Source organism: Paenarthrobacter sp. NPDC089675 (genome assembly GCF_044749185.1).
In the GTDB taxonomy this organism is placed as follows: Bacteria; Actinomycetota; Actinomycetes; order Actinomycetales; family Micrococcaceae; genus Arthrobacter.
The window spans coordinates 128,738-143,913 of sequence record NZ_JBIVHM010000009.1 but is presented as its reverse complement, the minus strand read 5'-3'; the positions used below and the strand labels follow the sequence as shown (position 1 = coordinate 143,913).

Annotated in this window: 16 protein-coding genes; 9 read left to right on the top strand and 7 right to left on the bottom strand. The window is 64.0% G+C overall.

Annotated features, from left to right (window positions below; genetic code table 11):
* Positions 1-51 precede the first annotated feature (51 nt).
* A complete protein-coding gene (locus tag ACIPY2_RS18105) occupies positions 52-1,068 on the top strand; it encodes a LacI family DNA-binding transcriptional regulator (protein ID WP_400267782.1) in 1,017 nt (338 codons plus the stop codon).
* On the opposite strand, the gene ACIPY2_RS18100 is transcribed toward ACIPY2_RS18105, so the two are convergent.
* Genes ACIPY2_RS18100 through ACIPY2_RS18090 form a run of 3 tightly spaced genes read right to left on the bottom strand, consistent with a single transcriptional unit; the run spans position 1,065 to position 3,342 of the window.
* Complete coding sequence (locus tag ACIPY2_RS18100; RefSeq protein ID WP_400267781.1) at positions 1,065-2,063, bottom strand: LysR family transcriptional regulator; 999 nt, start codon at positions 2,061-2,063, stop codon at positions 1,065-1,067. The two genes, ACIPY2_RS18105 and ACIPY2_RS18100, sit on opposite strands and share 4 nt — an antisense overlap.
* A gap of 7 nt (positions 2,064-2,070) precedes the next feature.
* Entirely contained in the window at positions 2,071-2,847 is a 777-nt protein-coding gene (locus tag ACIPY2_RS18095) for a peptidase dimerization domain-containing protein (RefSeq protein ID WP_400267819.1), read from the bottom strand.
* Between the two features lie 27 nt (positions 2,848-2,874).
* Entirely contained in the window at positions 2,875-3,342 is a 468-nt protein-coding gene (locus ACIPY2_RS18090) for a hypothetical protein (RefSeq protein WP_400267780.1), read from the bottom strand.
* A gap of 134 nt (positions 3,343-3,476) precedes the next feature.
* Here ACIPY2_RS18090 and ACIPY2_RS18085 point away from each other — a divergent pair, with 134 nt between their 5' ends.
* From ACIPY2_RS18085 to ACIPY2_RS18055, 7 genes are all read left to right on the top strand, one after another.
* Entirely contained in the window at positions 3,477-4,394 is a 918-nt protein-coding gene (locus ACIPY2_RS18085; protein ID WP_400267779.1) for a LysR family transcriptional regulator, read from the top strand.
* Between the two features lie 149 nt (positions 4,395-4,543).
* On the top strand, positions 4,544-5,044 hold the full coding sequence (locus tag ACIPY2_RS18080) for a RidA family protein (RefSeq protein WP_400267778.1): 501 nt from the start codon (positions 4,544-4,546) through the stop codon (positions 5,042-5,044).
* Positions 5,037-5,825, top strand: coding sequence for a hypothetical protein (locus ACIPY2_RS18075; RefSeq protein WP_400267777.1), 789 nt, complete (start codon positions 5,037-5,039; stop codon positions 5,823-5,825). The genes ACIPY2_RS18080 and ACIPY2_RS18075 overlap by 8 nt, the downstream gene beginning before the upstream one ends.
* The gene (locus ACIPY2_RS18070; RefSeq protein WP_400267776.1) at positions 5,822-6,619 is read left to right on the top strand and encodes an amino acid ABC transporter ATP-binding protein; all 798 of its coding nucleotides are present in this window, start codon (positions 5,822-5,824) and stop codon (positions 6,617-6,619) included. Before ACIPY2_RS18075 ends, ACIPY2_RS18070 begins: the two co-directional genes overlap by 4 nt.
* Position 6,620: 1 nt before the next feature.
* A complete protein-coding gene (locus ACIPY2_RS18065) occupies positions 6,621-7,259 on the top strand; it encodes an amino acid ABC transporter permease (protein ID WP_400267775.1) in 639 nt (212 codons plus the stop codon).
* The gene (locus ACIPY2_RS18060; protein ID WP_400267774.1) at positions 7,256-7,909 is read left to right on the top strand and encodes an amino acid ABC transporter permease; all 654 of its coding nucleotides are present in this window, start codon (positions 7,256-7,258) and stop codon (positions 7,907-7,909) included. The genes ACIPY2_RS18065 and ACIPY2_RS18060 overlap by 4 nt, the downstream gene beginning before the upstream one ends.
* 26 nt (positions 7,910-7,935) lie before the next feature.
* Positions 7,936-8,778, top strand: coding sequence for a substrate-binding periplasmic protein (locus tag ACIPY2_RS18055; RefSeq protein WP_400267773.1), 843 nt, complete (start codon positions 7,936-7,938; stop codon positions 8,776-8,778).
* A 72-nt stretch (positions 8,779-8,850) separates the two neighbouring features.
* On the opposite strand, the gene ACIPY2_RS18050 is transcribed toward ACIPY2_RS18055, so the two are convergent.
* The 4 genes from ACIPY2_RS18050 to araB are packed head-to-tail and all read right to left on the bottom strand — an operon-like array spanning position 8,851 to position 13,739.
* Positions 8,851-9,747: an aldose 1-epimerase family protein gene (locus ACIPY2_RS18050; RefSeq protein WP_400267772.1), complete on the bottom strand. Its 897-nt coding sequence runs from the start codon at positions 9,745-9,747 to the stop codon at positions 8,851-8,853.
* The gene (araA, locus tag ACIPY2_RS18045; RefSeq protein ID WP_400267771.1) at positions 9,744-11,258 is read right to left on the bottom strand and encodes an L-arabinose isomerase; all 1,515 of its coding nucleotides are present in this window, start codon (positions 11,256-11,258) and stop codon (positions 9,744-9,746) included. Before araA ends, ACIPY2_RS18050 begins: the two co-directional genes overlap by 4 nt.
* 49 nt (positions 11,259-11,307) lie before the next feature.
* Positions 11,308-12,015 (bottom strand): L-ribulose-5-phosphate 4-epimerase, encoded by a 708-nt coding sequence (locus tag ACIPY2_RS18040; protein WP_400267770.1) that lies wholly within the window; start codon positions 12,013-12,015, stop codon positions 11,308-11,310.
* Positions 12,012-13,739 (bottom strand): ribulokinase, encoded by a 1,728-nt coding sequence (araB, locus tag ACIPY2_RS18035; RefSeq protein ID WP_400267769.1) that lies wholly within the window; start codon positions 13,737-13,739, stop codon positions 12,012-12,014. The genes ACIPY2_RS18040 and araB overlap by 4 nt, the downstream gene beginning before the upstream one ends.
* A gap of 310 nt (positions 13,740-14,049) precedes the next feature.
* Between araB and chvE the strand changes: the two genes are divergently transcribed.
* Positions 14,050-15,174 (top strand): multiple monosaccharide ABC transporter substrate-binding protein, encoded by a 1,125-nt coding sequence (chvE, locus tag ACIPY2_RS18030; RefSeq protein WP_400267768.1) that lies wholly within the window; start codon positions 14,050-14,052, stop codon positions 15,172-15,174.
* Positions 15,175-15,176: the final 2 nt, after the last annotated feature.

Below are 15,176 nucleotides of genomic sequence, written 5' to 3'. Positions count from 1 at the left end.
GTGTCAAGGAGTTTCCTGAGACGGACCGGAACGCATCGGAGAGCGGAAAGCATGCCCCACACTGCCAGCATCAAAGACGTTGCAACGCATGCCAAGGTGGCCGTCGGAACTGTCTCCAATGTGTTGAACTACCCCGACCGTGTGTCCCAGCGGACCAAGGAGCGGGTGCTCAAATCCATTGCGGAACTTGGCTTTGTCCGCAATGACGCTGCCCGCCAACTCCGCGCCGGCCAGAGTCGAACCATCGGCCTGGTGGTTCTGGATGTGGGCAATCCCTTCTTTTCTTCCCTGGCCAGGGCTGCCGAAGACGCCGCCACGGCCCTGGGAAGCGTCGTGTTGGTCGGGGACAGCGGGCAGGACGCTTCGCGCGAAGCCCATTACATGGACCTCTTCCAGGAACAGCGCGTCCAAGGGCTCCTCCTTTCACCGGTGGGAGACGTGGCGGAGCGGATCGAGACCCTCCGTGAACGCGGCGTGCCCACCGTCCTGGTCGATCAACTGGCCGATGAAGATCACTGCAGCTCGGTCTCCGTGGATGACGAGGAGGGTGGCTATCTGGCCGCCAAGCACCTGCTGGACCTCGGCCGGCGTCGTTTGGCTTTTGTGGGGAGCCCCGCAATTCGCCAGGTAGCCCACCGACTCAAGGGCGCGCAGCGGGCTGTATCCGAGGTTGAGGGCGCTTCCATTGAGGTGCTCGACTCCGCCGGTCAAAGCGTTCTGGCCGGGCGGCAAGTGGGCAACGCCTTGGTGGAACGGTCCAAGGGCGAGCGCCCCGACGCGGTCTTCTGCTCAAACGACCTCCTGGCGCTCGGCGTCATGCAGTCCCTCACCATGTTGCGCACGGTCCGGATTCCGGAGGACGTGGCGCTGATTGGCTATGACGACATCGACTTCGCCATCTCCGCGGTCGTTCCGCTGTCCTCCATCCGCCAGCCCACCGAGGCGTTGGGGCGGACCGCCGTCGAGCTCCTTGCCGAAGAGCAGGAGAACGGCGGCACCAAGCACCGCGCCGTCGTCTTTACGCCGGAACTGGTGGTGCGCCAAAGCACCGCCGGTGCAACCAACTAGCCCAGTTGGGGATTCACGACGCGCGGAGCCCGGCGAGGTAACCGACCGGCGCCACCGCGTCGGGGAGCTTCGTCTGACGGGTGACGCGCGGGGTTGACGCTGCGAGCTTGTCGGCTGAGCGGCCGAGGCATTGCAGGAGGCTCGTGATCGACACGCCGGATTCGGACTTCTGGCGAAGGGCGGAAATGTGCCGCCGCGCCGTGCAACCCGAGATGCTCCTGGCCGCGATCCCGTCGGTGGCCACATTCCAGTGCCGGTATCAAAGCGATGCCCACACCAGAGCGGACCATGCCTCGGATCGCGTCGTAATTGTTGCTGCGAACAGTGATGCGCGGCTTGAAACCTTCGCTCGCGCACAGGTGCCGGAGGCAGGCGTCGCCGGAAGTGTCTTCCTTTCCGGAAACCCAATTCTCGTCCGCCAGGTCCTGGAGCGTGATGCTGTCGGCCCCCGCCAGCCGATGCGTTTCCGGCAGCAGCAGCGTCAGCTCCTCGGTGAGGAGGGGAGTGGCCAGCACGTTGCTCGGCCACTGCTGGGGCACGAGGTCGTAGTGGAAGACCACGGCCACATCCAGCGCCGATTCCTTGAGCAGTGCGGCCAGCTCGGAAGGGCTTCCCTCTTCGAGCTCCACGGTGGAGTTGGGGTGCCTGCGCAAGTATGACGCTAAACCTCCCGGGATGAGGCGCTGGCTCGCGGTACTGAAACTGCCGAGGCGCATGAGCCCGTAGTCGCCTTTGCTGAAGCCCTTCATGTCGTCTTCGAGCGTGCTGAGCGCGCTGATGATGTCGCGGGCGCGGGACGCCAGGAACTTGGCTGCTTCCGTGGGCCTGATGCTTTGGGCGTCCCGTTCCACGAGGGGCGCCTGTACCGCACGTTCCAGGGCGGCGACCTGCTGGGACACTGCCGAGCCGGTGTATCCGATTTCCCGTGCCGCATCTGCGAAAGATCCGGTACGGAGGACCACAGCCAGCGTGCGGAGATGGACTGGATTTAGCATGGCCCTGCTACTTCCCCGTGGGTGGGGTGAGCAATTGCTCGACGTCCACGGCACCGCCTGCCGCTTCGAAGTCCAGCCGCGTCTGTTCGCGGAGCCCGGCGTCGGCCAGGTAGTCGGCAATTGTCAAAGCCATGCCGATGGCACCGTCCACCACTGCGGCGTCACCGGCCGGGCCGATGGCGTGCTGCCCGAATTCGACGGTGTGCATCGGCGTCGAGTCGCGGGAGATGCTCACAGTGGGGTGGATGGACGGTATGCGCAGGCTGACATTCCCGAGATCGGTGGACCAGCCACCGCCGACCAGTTCCGTTTCCAGGGTGATGGCCCTGCCCCGCGCGGACATGTGACCGTGGTAGCGGGCCGCCAAGCCAGCGTTGCTGCGCACCGGCAGGTAAGCCGGGAACGGGTCCCAAGCGGCCTCAAGCCGCGTGCCCGTCATCAGCGCCGCACCTTCCAGGACGTGCTGCACCCGCCGGGACAGGTCCGCCAATCCTTCAGGGTCCAGCGAACGGACTTCGACGACGGCGCTCGCCAGGTGGGGTACGACGTTCACCGCCGATCCGCCCTCCGTGATGAGGCAGTGGAGGCGGTCCGTGGAGGGAATGTGTTGACGCAGTGCGGCAAGTCCTTGGTAGGCGGCCACAACGGCATCGAGGGCATTCCGCCCTTTCTCCGGCGCTGAGGAGGCATGCGAGGCGACCCCGTGGAAGGTGACTTCGACGTCGCGAACGGCCAGTGAGGCGAACGAAGCTACCTCGTAGTCACCTGTGAAGGGGTGCAGCATCACGGCGGCGTCGATGTCCTCGAAGGCTCAGGCCCGGGCCAGGAGTTCCTTGCCGTTGCCGTTTTCTTCCGCGGGCGTGCCCATGAGGACAACGGAGCCGCCCAGCCTTTCGATCTGCGACGCAACCCCGAGGAACGCCCCAACAGCGGCGGCACAGATCACGTTGTGTCCGCAGCCGTGGCCAACCCCGGGAAGGGCATCGTATTCGGCGAGGACTGCGACTTTGGGGGATCCCGACCCGGCCTCGGCCCGAAGCGAGGTGCGCAGGCCGTAACGGCCCACCTGGACTTTGAAGCCCCGGTAGCGGAGGAATTCGGCAACGAATGCCACGGAAAGGCGCTCCTCGAAGCCGACCTCCGCGATCCCGTGGATGCCGTGGCTGAGTTCACGGAGATCGGGTGCGAGCTCTTCGATGGTGCTGGTGATGGGGCGGGCTACTGATTCGGGGGCTCCGGCAAACGCCAGGGCGGACGGGGGATTCTCCACGATGTTCACGTGGCGTCCTTTCGGGGAAGGGGAGGTGAGGCGGAGCCGCCGAAGGGACTTCTTCGTCACGCTGGCGGCTCGTTGTTTAACTTAAGATACATCCGCTTGTTCCTTAAGAACAGCTAATCATGCAAGATTGTTTCATGAGCGAAAAACCCCTGCCGGATGTCGCCCGGCTGCGCCTGCTCAACGAAGTGGCGCAGCAAGGATCCCTGGCCGGCGCTGCCCGGGTCCTCGGGATCACCTCGTCAGCCGTGTCCCAGCAGATCAGTATCCTGGAGAGGGAAACGGGAGTGCAGTTGCTGGACCGTTCATCGCGCGGTGTGGGCCTTACAGGGGCGGGCGAGATCCTGGTGGAACACGCCCGCGCAGTGGTCCGCCTTCTCGAGGAGACCCGCGCGGAAATGGACCAGCTCAGCGGTGAGCTGGCCGGGCGGGTGCGGATCGGTTCCATCCCCTCCCTCGCCCGGAATGTCTTGTTGCCGGTGGCCGACAAGCTGGAGGCGAGCCTTCCCGACGTCGAACTGACCGTCAACGTCGTTGAGCCAGTGGACAGCATCGAGCAATTGCTCAACGGCGCCCTGGATATCGCCATAGTGGACCTCTATGACAATGTGCCGGTGGCTTTCCCGGATTACCTCGTAACGCAGGAATTGATGAACGAGCCGCTGGTCCTGGTAACGCCTCCGGATTACGTCGTGCCGCCGCGACTCAAGCTGACCGACCTGAAAAACGCCGATTGGGTACTGACTCCGGAAGCCGGGGCATGCGGCCAGGCCGTGCGTTTCGCGTGCCGGTCCGAGGGCTTCGAACCGAACTCGCGCTGGGTCGTTGATGATCTTCTGCTCCTCGTCGAAGCAATTTCACGAGGGCGGGGCATCTCCCTGCTGCCTCCCTTGTCGGTGGATGACTCGGTGGCGCCAGTTGGAATCCATGCATTCGAAAAACCCAGGATCCAGCGCCGCGTCCTCACCGTGACCCGCAGCAGCGATGCCAAGCGGCCGATCGTCAAAGCCGTGCTGGACGAGATCCACAGCCGGGTTGGCGCCGCAGCCGCCTGACCCGCCGACCGCCGTCGTCCTCTTCGGCCGCAGCCCAAGAAAGTCTTGCGGCAGCCCCAGCAAACCTCGTTCTCTTGCCCGGTTGAAGGCCTGTTTTTCGCTCCATGCTTGAAGTGATCAGTGACGATCACCACAAAGGAGAACGAAAAATGACCACCCTCGAACGACGTTTCGCAGAGCTTCCCGGCCACTGGCAGGTGCCGGGCCACTTCAAGATCAACCACAGCCACGGCATCCGCGTGGGGGACATGATCTACGTTGGTGGCCAGGAAGACCTCGACGAGCAGGGCAATGTCCGCAACCCCGGCGACATCGTGGCACAGTGCAAGTCCGTCATGGAGTCCCTCAAGCGGGTCATCGAAGAACTCGGCGGGACCATGGGCGACGTCGTGCAGTTCAACACCTTCTATGCCGGCGAACTCAGCTACGAAGAATGGCAGCGCACGTACGACATCCGCTTCAGCTACTTCCCGGCGCCCGGCCCCACCGCCACCGGCATCCTGATTGGCGAGGAGTTGAACCTCCCCGGCATCCGGGTGGAGGTCAACGCCGTCGCGATCGTCGGGAGCGCAGCCACCCGCGTTGAAGCGTTCGACGGCGGCCGCCAGGCAACGCTCGACGTTCCTGTTGAGGTGGCCGGCAATGAGTGAGGTCAAGCCGCAGCTTGGCGTGATTCTATGCGACCTTGATTCCTATCCCGTGGACTACATCGAATGCCTCACGCCCGATGCTCCAGGGATCAGCGGCAACCCGGTGGGGTTCTTCGAGAATCCGGCGAGCTGGCAGGGTCTTCCCGTTGCCTACGCCGTGGCCCGGGGCGCGCGCGTGGAGCCCTTGGTCAACGGTGAACCGGAAGCGGTGGAAGCTTTCTGGGCGGCGAGCGAAAAGCTGGCCCACTGCCCGCTGGTGATCACCGACTGCGGCTTCTTCTTCTACGCCCGCAAGGACATGCGCCAGACGGCGAACGTCATCACCAGCGGCCTTGACCTCCTGCCTGTCGCGTCGATCCTGACCAGCAAGGACATCGGAATCCTCACCGTTTCGGAGCCGCTGGCCGCCAAGCTCCTCTGCGATCATGTGCTTTCCTCGCGCATCGTCATCGCCGGAATGGAGAGCGAACCGGGCTGGGCCACCATGCTCACCAACGATCACGCACTGGGCAACGGCTGGGACCAAGCACTGCTTAAAGAAGGCGTGGCTGCAGTGATGAAGCGGGAGTTCGGACCGGGCGGACGCCTGGAGAACATCGGAGTCCTGGTGCTCGAATGCACCCTGCTGCCCGAGTTCCGCCAGGAAATCCGCAAATACACCAGCGTGCCGATCCTCGACGTCGCCTCCTTTGCGCTGAACGCGCTGGGTAAGGGGTTCGACGCCGGAGCTTCCGTTGATGCGGTCGGCTCGCCGTCCGCAGGGGACGCGTCAGTCCAATGACCCAAGTCAGGAACGAGTCAGTCATGCAGCAAGCTGCCGAACACCGCCCGACCGCGATCTCCCTCGAATCGGTGGTGAAGCGCTTCGGGGAGCACACCGTCATCGACGACGTCTCACTCTCCGTCCGGGAGGGTGAAGTCATCGCGATCATCGGCCCTAGCGGTGCCGGCAAAAGCACCCTTCTCCGGTGCATCAACCTGCTGGAAGTCCCGGACAGCGGACGGATCACGGTTGAAGGAAACCAAGTGGACGCGGGCACGGAGATCAACCAAAAGGACCTGGTCCGGTTGCGGCGCAACGTTGGCATGGTGTTCCAGTCCTTCAACCTTTTCCCGCACATGAGCGTCCTGCGGAACATCTCGCTCCCGCAGGAACGGGTGCTTGGCCGGACCCGGGCCGAAGCTGACGCGCGCTCAATGCAACTCCTGGAGCGCGTGGGCCTCGCGGACAAGGCCGGCCAGTACCCCAGCCGGTGCTCTGGCGGCCAACAGCAGCGCATCGCGATTGCCCGGGCCCTGGCTTTGGACCCCCAGGTCATGCTGTTCGACGAGCCGACATCGGCCCTTGATCCCGAGGTGGGACTGGAAGTTCTGGCCGTCATGCGGGAACTGGCCGCAGATGGCATGACCATGGTGGTGGTCACCCACGAGATGCAGTTTGCCCGCGACGTTTCAGACCGGGTAGTAGTCATGGCCGAGGGTGCCATCCTCGAAGAGGGCGACCCCGCCGAGGTCTTTACTGCGCCCGCGAAGGACCGGACCCGCCGGTTCCTCCGCGCTGTATTGGAGCGCTGACATGGACCACCTCAGCGTAGTGGCGCAGGGCGTCTCCATGACGTTGGCATTGACGCTTTCCTCACTCGTGGCCGGGGCGATCGGTGGCATCCCGCTTGTCCTGGCGAGGCGTTCGCGGTTCGTGGCAGTGCGTTTCCTGGCTCGAAGCCTGATCGAGTTGCTCCGGGGGATCCCGCCGCTGGCTTGGCTATTCATCATCTACTTCGGTATCGGCAGCGGGGCCTTCGAGCTCAGTTCCTTCGCCGCTGGGGTGATCGGCTTCGGCTTGGTGTCCTCGGCATACATGGCCGAAATCTACCGTGGGGGACTGACCGCCATCCATGACGGCCAATGGGAAGCAAGCGATGCCCTGGGCCTCTCACGATTTTCGACGTTGGCGGCCATCATTGGGCCCCAGGTCCTTCGTGTCTCGATTCCGGCAGCGGCCACGTTCGCCATCGGCCTGTTGAAGGACTCATCCGTGGCTTCCGTGATCGGGGTGCAGGACACGATCTACTGGGCCGGCCACGAATCCACGGTGACCGGTGACGCGATCGTTCCCTTCCTGTGGGCCGCGGGACTGTATGTGGCCATGACCATTCCCTGTGCCTGGGCGACCCGGCTGCTGGATGCCAAACTCCGAAAGAGGGTTGCGCGATGACGTTCTTCAACGACTGGGTGGACTACTTCCCGGACCTGTTGGGCGGGCTCGGAGTGAGCTTGCAGTTGACCCTCGTGACGCTCCTGATCGGCTTGCCCGCCGGCTTGATACTGGCCCTCGGCGCCGGTTCGCAAAACCGTGCCTTGAGGGTTGTCTCCATCGGCGTGATCGAGGTTGGCCGCGGAACCCCGGCCCTCGTTGTCTTGCAGCTTTTCTACTTCGGCCTTCCCAGCGCAGGCATGACCCTGACCTCCTTCGTGGCCGCCTCCCTGGCGCTCGCCTTCACCACTGCCGCCTACACCAGCGAGATCATCCGTGGTGGCTTGCAGGCGGTACCCGGCGGTGAGGTGGAAGCGGGACATGCCCTGGGTATGGGCCGCGGAGACATCCTCCGATTTGTGGTGATTCCGCAAGGGATCAGAATCGCCATCCCGCCACTCATGGGATTCGCGATCATGGTGTTCCAAGCGACCTCCCTGGCCTACACCATCGCCATGCCGGAACTGATGAGCCAGGCCTACTCCATCGGCTCCATCACCTTCCGCTACTTGAGCATCCTTACCCTCGCGGGCTTGATGTACGCACTGATCACCATTCCCGCGAGTTCCCTGAGCAACTTCGTTGAGCATCGTTTGGCGCGTCACCGTTGACACGCCATTTAGGCAAAGGAAACAGCATGAAATTACGAATGATCGCGTCGGCAATGGCTGCTTTGACGCTGGCTGCAACCCTCAGCGGCTGCGGCGGCAGTACCGAAGCTTCTGGACCCAAAGTCTCGGCAGACTGTAAACCGGCATCGGATTTCGGGACCATCAAGAAGGGCAACCTGACTGTTGCTGTCTACGAGGCACCTCCCTACGTCACGTTCAAGGGCAACGAGCTAGGGGGAGTCGACGGTGACATCCTCATGGGCTTCGCGCAGAAGCAATGCCTGAGCATCACCGCGGTTTCCGCTGCTGCCGCGGCCGTCATCCCTACGGTCCAGGGTGGTCGCGCCGACGTTGCGACGGGCGGCTGGTGGCGTTCGAAGGCCAGGGCCGACATCCTGGACCTGACCGACCCCATCTACACGGACCAAATGGTGCTGATTTCCAAGGACGGACTCAACAAGGTTACGGATCTCAAGGGCAAGAAGGTCGGAACGGTCAACGGAAACGTTTGGGTGGACGACGCCAAGAACTATCTTGGCGGGGACCTGCAGCTCTACAAGGCACCCGTGGATCTTTTCCAGGACCTGAAATCCGGAAGGCTCGACGTCGGCATCGACGGTTTCGGTGAGGCCCACAACAACAGCAACGGGCTCAAGGTAGAGGTTCTCGAACCGGACAACGCCATCAAGGCCTCCCTCGAACCGCCGCAGACCTGCCTGCCTGTGACCAAGGGAAACACCGCTTTGGTCAAGGCCTTGAACGACTATGTGGACGGCCTCCGCGAGGACGGCAGCCTGGAGAAGATCGTGGTGAAGAACGGCTTCCCGGCGTCGTCGATCAACACCGGTGATGCCCGCCTGATCGGCTGAGCGCACCCAAGTAAGTAGCAGATCAGGCCGTTCCCGGCGCTAGGAACGGCCTGATCTGCGACCCGGTTGGGTTTACAGCGCGTAGACGGACCAAGACGCCGTGTGGGCCTCGCCCGGTTCCAGCCGGATTAGGTCCGTGCCGCTGTTGAAGGCATCCGGGGGACACGTCATCGGTTCCACGGCCAGGCCGATCCGGCTGGGGATGGGTGCCGGCTTGTCAGCCGTATGGATCTGCAGCCACGGGCAGCTTTCGTCCCACGACATCCCGACGCCGGTGCCCGCCGGGTCGCGCAACGACAGCCGCGCCAGCCCGCCGTCGAACGTGATGTCCGTGAAGGCATGGTCGATTTCGGTGGTGCCAATCGGACGGGCCGAGCGGAAGTCGAACTCATGGCCTTGAACAGGCGCCAACCGAACGGGAAGAAGCCGGTCCGGTGTGACCTCCAGGAACGTCGCGACGGGAGCTTCAAGGATCCATTCATCCAAAGGCGAAGAACCAGCCACCAAGTAGGGGTGCGGGCACACGCCATAGGGTGCGGCAACGTCTGCGGCGTTGTGGGCGGTCACGGAGGTGTGCAGCCCGGCGTCGTCCAGTGCATACCGCGTCGAGAGCTCCACCACGAAGGGATAGCCCGTCGTCGGCCCCACCGTGCACGTCAAGGTGACCGAACCGGCGTCGTGCTCTTTCACGGTCCAGTCCAATGGATAAGCGAGCCCGTGCAGTGCTGTGCCGCGCTCCGGCTCGGTCAGCGGAAGTTGGTGGGTGACGCCGTCGAAGGTGTACCTGCCATCAGCGATCCTGTTCGGCCAGGGCGCGGCGATGATGCCGCGGTAGTCCGGGATCGGGCCGCCTTCCGGGGACGGGACCACAAGGTCCCGTCCCTCGAACTGCAGGACGCGGAGCGCAGCTGCGCGGGCGGTGACAACAGCCGTGTAGCCGCCCGCGCTCAGCGTGAATTCAGCGCTCACAGTCCGCCGGCCAGCTTGTAGTAGGCCGCGTTCCAAGCGAGTTCCTTCTTGAACTGTTTAATGGTGGTGCCTTCGTCGATGGTGAGCAGTTCCGTGCGGGCGATCTCGGCGAAGTCCTCGAACACCTCGAGGCCCACCTGCGTGGACAGTACCGTGTGGTGCGCCGCGCCGGCAGTGAGCCACGCGGCAGCCGAGGTGGCGAAATCCGGCTTCGGTTCCCAGAGCGCACGGGCAACCGGCAGGTTGGGCAGCGGCTGGTCGAGGTCGACGACGTCCACGGCGTTGGCGACCAAACGGAACCGGTCGCGCATATCGGACAGCGCGACGACGACGCCGGGGCCCGCGTCGGTGTCGAACACCATGCGGACGGGATCTTCCTTGCCGCCGATGCCCAGCGGGTGGATCTCGACGCGCGGCTTCTTCGCGGTCAGCGACGGGCAAACTTCGAGCATGTGCGCGCCGAGGATCTTCTCCGAGCCGGGTTCCAGGTGGTAGGTGTAGTCCTCCATGAGCGAGGCGCCGCCGGGAAGCCCGGATCCCATGACTTTGGCCGCGCGAACCAGGATGGCGGTCTTCCAGTCGCCCTCTGCGCCGAAGCCGTAGCCGTCGGCCATGAGCCGCTGGACGGCCATGCCGGGGAGTTGGCGGAGTTCGCCGAGGTCCTCGAAGGACGTGGTGAAGGCAGCCGAGCCGTTGGCTTCCAGGAAGCTCCGCAGCCCAAGCTCGATCCGTGCACTGTAGCGGAGCGACTCGTGCCGGTCGCCGCCGGTCTTCAGTTCGTCAGCCACGTCGTAGAGGCGCTCGTACTCGGCAACCAGGCCGTCGACGTCGGACTCTGCGGCGCCGTGAACAGCATCGGCGAGTTCGTTGACGGACCAGGTGTTGACGGAGACGCCGAAGCGCAGTTCGGCTTCGGTCTTGTCGCCCTCGGTGACAGCGACGTTGCGCATGTTGTCACCGAATCGGGTCAGCTTCAGGTTGCGGACCGCTGCCCAGCCGGCGGAGGCGCGCTGCCACGCGCCTACCTGACGGGCCACCTCGGGGTTGGAAACATGCCCGACGACGGTCTTCCGCGGCACCCCGAGACGGGACTGGATGTACCCGAATTCGCGGTCGCCGTGGGCTGCCTGGTTGAGGTTCATGAAGTCGAAGTCAATGTCCGCCCAGGGAAGGTCCCGGTTGGCCTGGGTGTGCAGGTGCAGCAGCGGCTTGCGTAGGGCGTCGAGGCCTTGGATCCACATCTTGGCCGGGCTGAACGTGTGCATCCACGCGGTCACGCCGATCACGGAATCATCAGAGTTGGCTTCAAGCGCGGTGCGGCGGATGGCGTCGGAATCGGTGAGGACAGGCTTCCAGACAAGCTTCACCGGCACCGTGGCGTTGAGGGTTTCGGCGATTTCCTGGGACTGGGCCGCGACCTGCTTGAGGACATCCTCGCCGTAGAGGTGCTGGCTACCGGTAAGGAACCAGACCTCGTAGTGGTCAAGCGATGTGTTGTTGGCGTTGGGCATTGGAATCTCCTGAAGTTCGGGTTGGCGGGTTGCGTCAATGCGGCCCGCGTCAGCGTCCGTAAACGTTTTGGTAGCGGTCGTAAAGGCTTTCGATCTTGGCCGGGTCGATGGGCAGCGGTTCGCCGAGCTGGCGGGAAACGTGGACTGTCCTGGCGACTTCCTCGCACATCACGGCGGCTTTGACCGCCGCGCGGGCGTCCTTGCCGATGGTGAAGGGGCCATGGTTCTGCATGAGTACGGCCGGCGAGTTCGAGTTCCTGAGTGTCTCCACGATGCCCTGGCCGATCGAGTCGTCACCGATGAGTGCGAACGGTCCCACCGGAATCGGTCCGCCGAATTCGTCGCCCATCATGGTCAGCACGCATGGGATCTCCTCGCCGCGGGCCGCCCATGCCGTGGCGTACGTGGAGTGGGTGTGCACCACTCCGCCGACCTCTGGCATGTGCCGGTAGACGTAGGCGTGCGCGGCGGTGTCCGAGGACGGGGAGAGATTGGGGTTGCCCCAGTCGACGGTTCCGCCGCTGCCCGTGTTGATGCCCCGGACGGGTACGCCGTGAAGGTCGGTGACCACCATCAGCTCCGGGGTGAGGTCGTCATAAGAGACACCGGACGGTTTGATCACCATCAAGTCGTGACCGGGGATCCGCCCCGAGACGTTGCCGGCTGTCCACACCACCAGTTCGTAGCGGGTCAGCTCAGCGTGGAGTTCGCAGACTTCCTTGCGGACCTTCGCGATTGCTTCCAGCAGGGTGCTCATGCGGACACCCGCTCCGCTTCGTCGGTGGAGGAGCCCGACGCCGGTTCGGCCGCCCCGCCGCTGCCCTGCGCCTGGCGCTGGATGGCCTTCAGCCGGTGCATCACGTTGTTGGTTCCACGTCCGAAGTAGTCGTGGAGGGTGCGGTATTCCTGGAACAGTTCCTCGTACGCGGCCACGTTTTCCGGGATGGGAGTGTAGACAGCGCCCGGTTCTGCGGCCATCGCCGCAGCTGCTTCGCGGATGTCCTTATACAAGCCCGCGGCAACTGCGGCGTGGATGGCGGAGCCGAGGGCAGGCCCTTGTTCGGATCCAATCGTGGAAAGCTGCAGGCCGGTGATGTCTGCGTAGACCTGCATCAGGAACTTGTTTTTCAGCAAGCCGCCCGCAACGATGAACTCCTTCACCGGAACACCGGAATCGCGGAACGCCTCCACGATTGTCCGGGTGCCAAAGGCAGTGGCCTCAAGCAGTGCACGGTAGATGTCCTCCGGCTTGGTGGCCAAGGTCTGGCCCACAACAACGCCCGACAATTCGTGGTCCACCAGCACGGAACGGTTGCCCGAATGCCAATCGAGTGCAATCAGGCCGTGCTCGCCGATTTCCTGCTTTTCTGCGAGTTCCGTGAGGTACTCGTGGATGCTTTGGTCCTGGGCTGCGGCGGCTTGGTGGTATTCGGGAGGAACACCGTTCTTGGTGAACCAGCCAAAGATGTCGCCCACCCCGGACTGGCCTGCTTCGTAGCCCCACAAACCGTCCACGATGCCGCCGTCGACCACGCCGCACATGCCGGGGACTTCGCGCAGGACATCCCCGTTCATGACGTGGCACGTGGAAGTGCCCATAATCGCCACAAGCTGCCCCGGTTCCACGGCGTTTGCCGCAGGTGCGCTGACGTGGGCGTCCACGTTGCCAACTGCCACGGCGATGCCGGCAGGCAGCCCGGTCCAGGCTGCGGCTTCTTCGGTAAGGTAGCCGGCGGCGTCGCCCAACCGGCCGATGGTGTGCTCCAGCTTTTCGGAGACGAAGTCCTTGAAACCTGGATTAAGCGCTGCAAGGAAATCCTCGGCGGGGTACTTGCCGTCCTGGTAGATCCCCTTGTAACCGGCGGTGCAGGCATTCCGAACGTACTTACCGCAGAGCTGCCAGACGATCCAGTCGGCCGCTTCCACCCAGTGGTCCATCGCGGCGTAGACCTCGGGGTCTTCCTCAAGCAGCTGAAGGCCCTTGGCGAATTCCCATTCGGAGGAGATCAGGCCGCCGTAGCGGGGGAGCCAGGACTCGCCACGCTCTTCTGCCAGCTGGTTGATGCGGTCGGCCTGCGGCTGCGCGGCATGGTGCCGCCACAGCTTCACGAAAGCGTGGGGCCGGTCCGCGAAGCGTTCGAGCTCGTTCAGGGGCGTGCCGTCCGCCGTCGTCGGGACCATGGTGCAGGCCGTGAAGTCGGTTGCGATGCCCACCACGTTCTGCGGGTCGATACCGGCATCGGCGACGGCGGCCGGTACGGCATTGCGCAGGACGTCGCGGTAATCGTTGGGGACTTGCAGGGCCCAATCGGCGGGAAGCCGCTGCCCGCTGCCGGGAAGGCTGTCCGAGACAACTGCGTGCGGGTACTCGAATACACCGCTGCCAAGTTCCTTGCCGTCCGAAACGCGCACCACGACGGCGCGGCCGGACAGAGTGCCGTAGTCGACGCCGACCACATAGCTGTTTGAAATATCGCCCATCAAGCTTCCTTCGCTCATTACCGCAGCATCGCGGTCCGCACTTATTGTGAACGCTAACAATTCTGACTGTCAACCCTCTCCCGGGCGGGGAAGCGTTGACTCCGCCCCGTTGCACGGCTCAAAAAATGATGTGGCGCGGGCCACTTGACGCGCAGTAATGTTAGCGTTCACAATGACATTCGCACCACCAACCAGTGGTCAGTGAGGCCCCAAGAGCCCACAGGCCAGCAAAGCGTTACCCCGCCGGACGCGCAGATGCTCCGGCCCTGCATCAGAGTTCGCGGCAATGCTGCCGCGGAAGGAGAGCAACGTGAGATTGAAGAAACTCCTGGGCACCGTAGCGGTTGTCCTCACCCTGGCCGTCGGCGCCACGGGCTGCGGCAGCCGCGGAGGCTCTGCCGAATCAAGCAGCACCGCCAACCCAAGCGACTCGCTGGTGGGCATCTCGATGCCGACGCAGACTTCCGAACGCTGGATCGCCGACGGCGCCAACGTTGAGAAGTCCCTGAAGGACCTCGGCTACAAGACTGACCTGCAGTTCGCCAACGATGACATCCCCACGCAGGTTTCCCAGATCGAGAACATGCTGACCAAGGGTGCCAAGGCACTCATCATCGCCGCCATCGATGGCACCACGCTGACAGACGTCCTGGCCAAGGCCAAGGAACAGAACGTCAAGGTCATTGCCTACGACCGCCTCATCAACGGCACCCCCAACGTGGACTACTACACTACGTTCGACAACTACACCGTCGGTGTCCAGCAGGCTACGTCCCTGCTGACCGGCCTCGGCCTGGTGGACGCCAGCGGCAAGAAGGTGGACGGCAAGGGCCCCTTCAACGTTGAACTGTTCGCGGGCAGCCCGGACGACAACAACGCCAACTTCTTCTGGACCGGCGCCATGGACACCCTCAAGCCGTACATGGATGCGGGCACCCTGAAGGTCCCCAGCGGCCAGACCAAGTTCGAGCAGGCAGCCATCCTCCGCTGGCAGGCACCCGTGGCCCAGAAGCGCATGGAAGACATCCTCACCTCCGCCTACAGCTCCGGCACCAAGCTCGACGGCGTGCTGTCCCCGTATGACGGCCTGTCCATCGGCATCATTTCCGCACTGACCAGCACCGGCGGCTACTCCACCGGCAAGCTCCCGGTTGTCACCGGCCAGGATGCGGAGAAGGGCTCGGTAAAGTCCATCATTGCCGGCGAACAGTACTCCACGATCTTCAAGGACACCCGCCAGCTGGGCGCCCAGGCAGTCAAGATGGTTGACGCCGTCCTTAAGGGCAAGGAGCCCGAGACCAACGACACCAAGACCTACAACAACAAGGTCAAGGTTGTTCCTGCCTACCTCCTGAAGTCGGTCATCATCACCAAGGACAACTACAAGAAGGAACTCATCGACTCCGGCTACTACAAGGACTCGGACGTCAAGTAGCG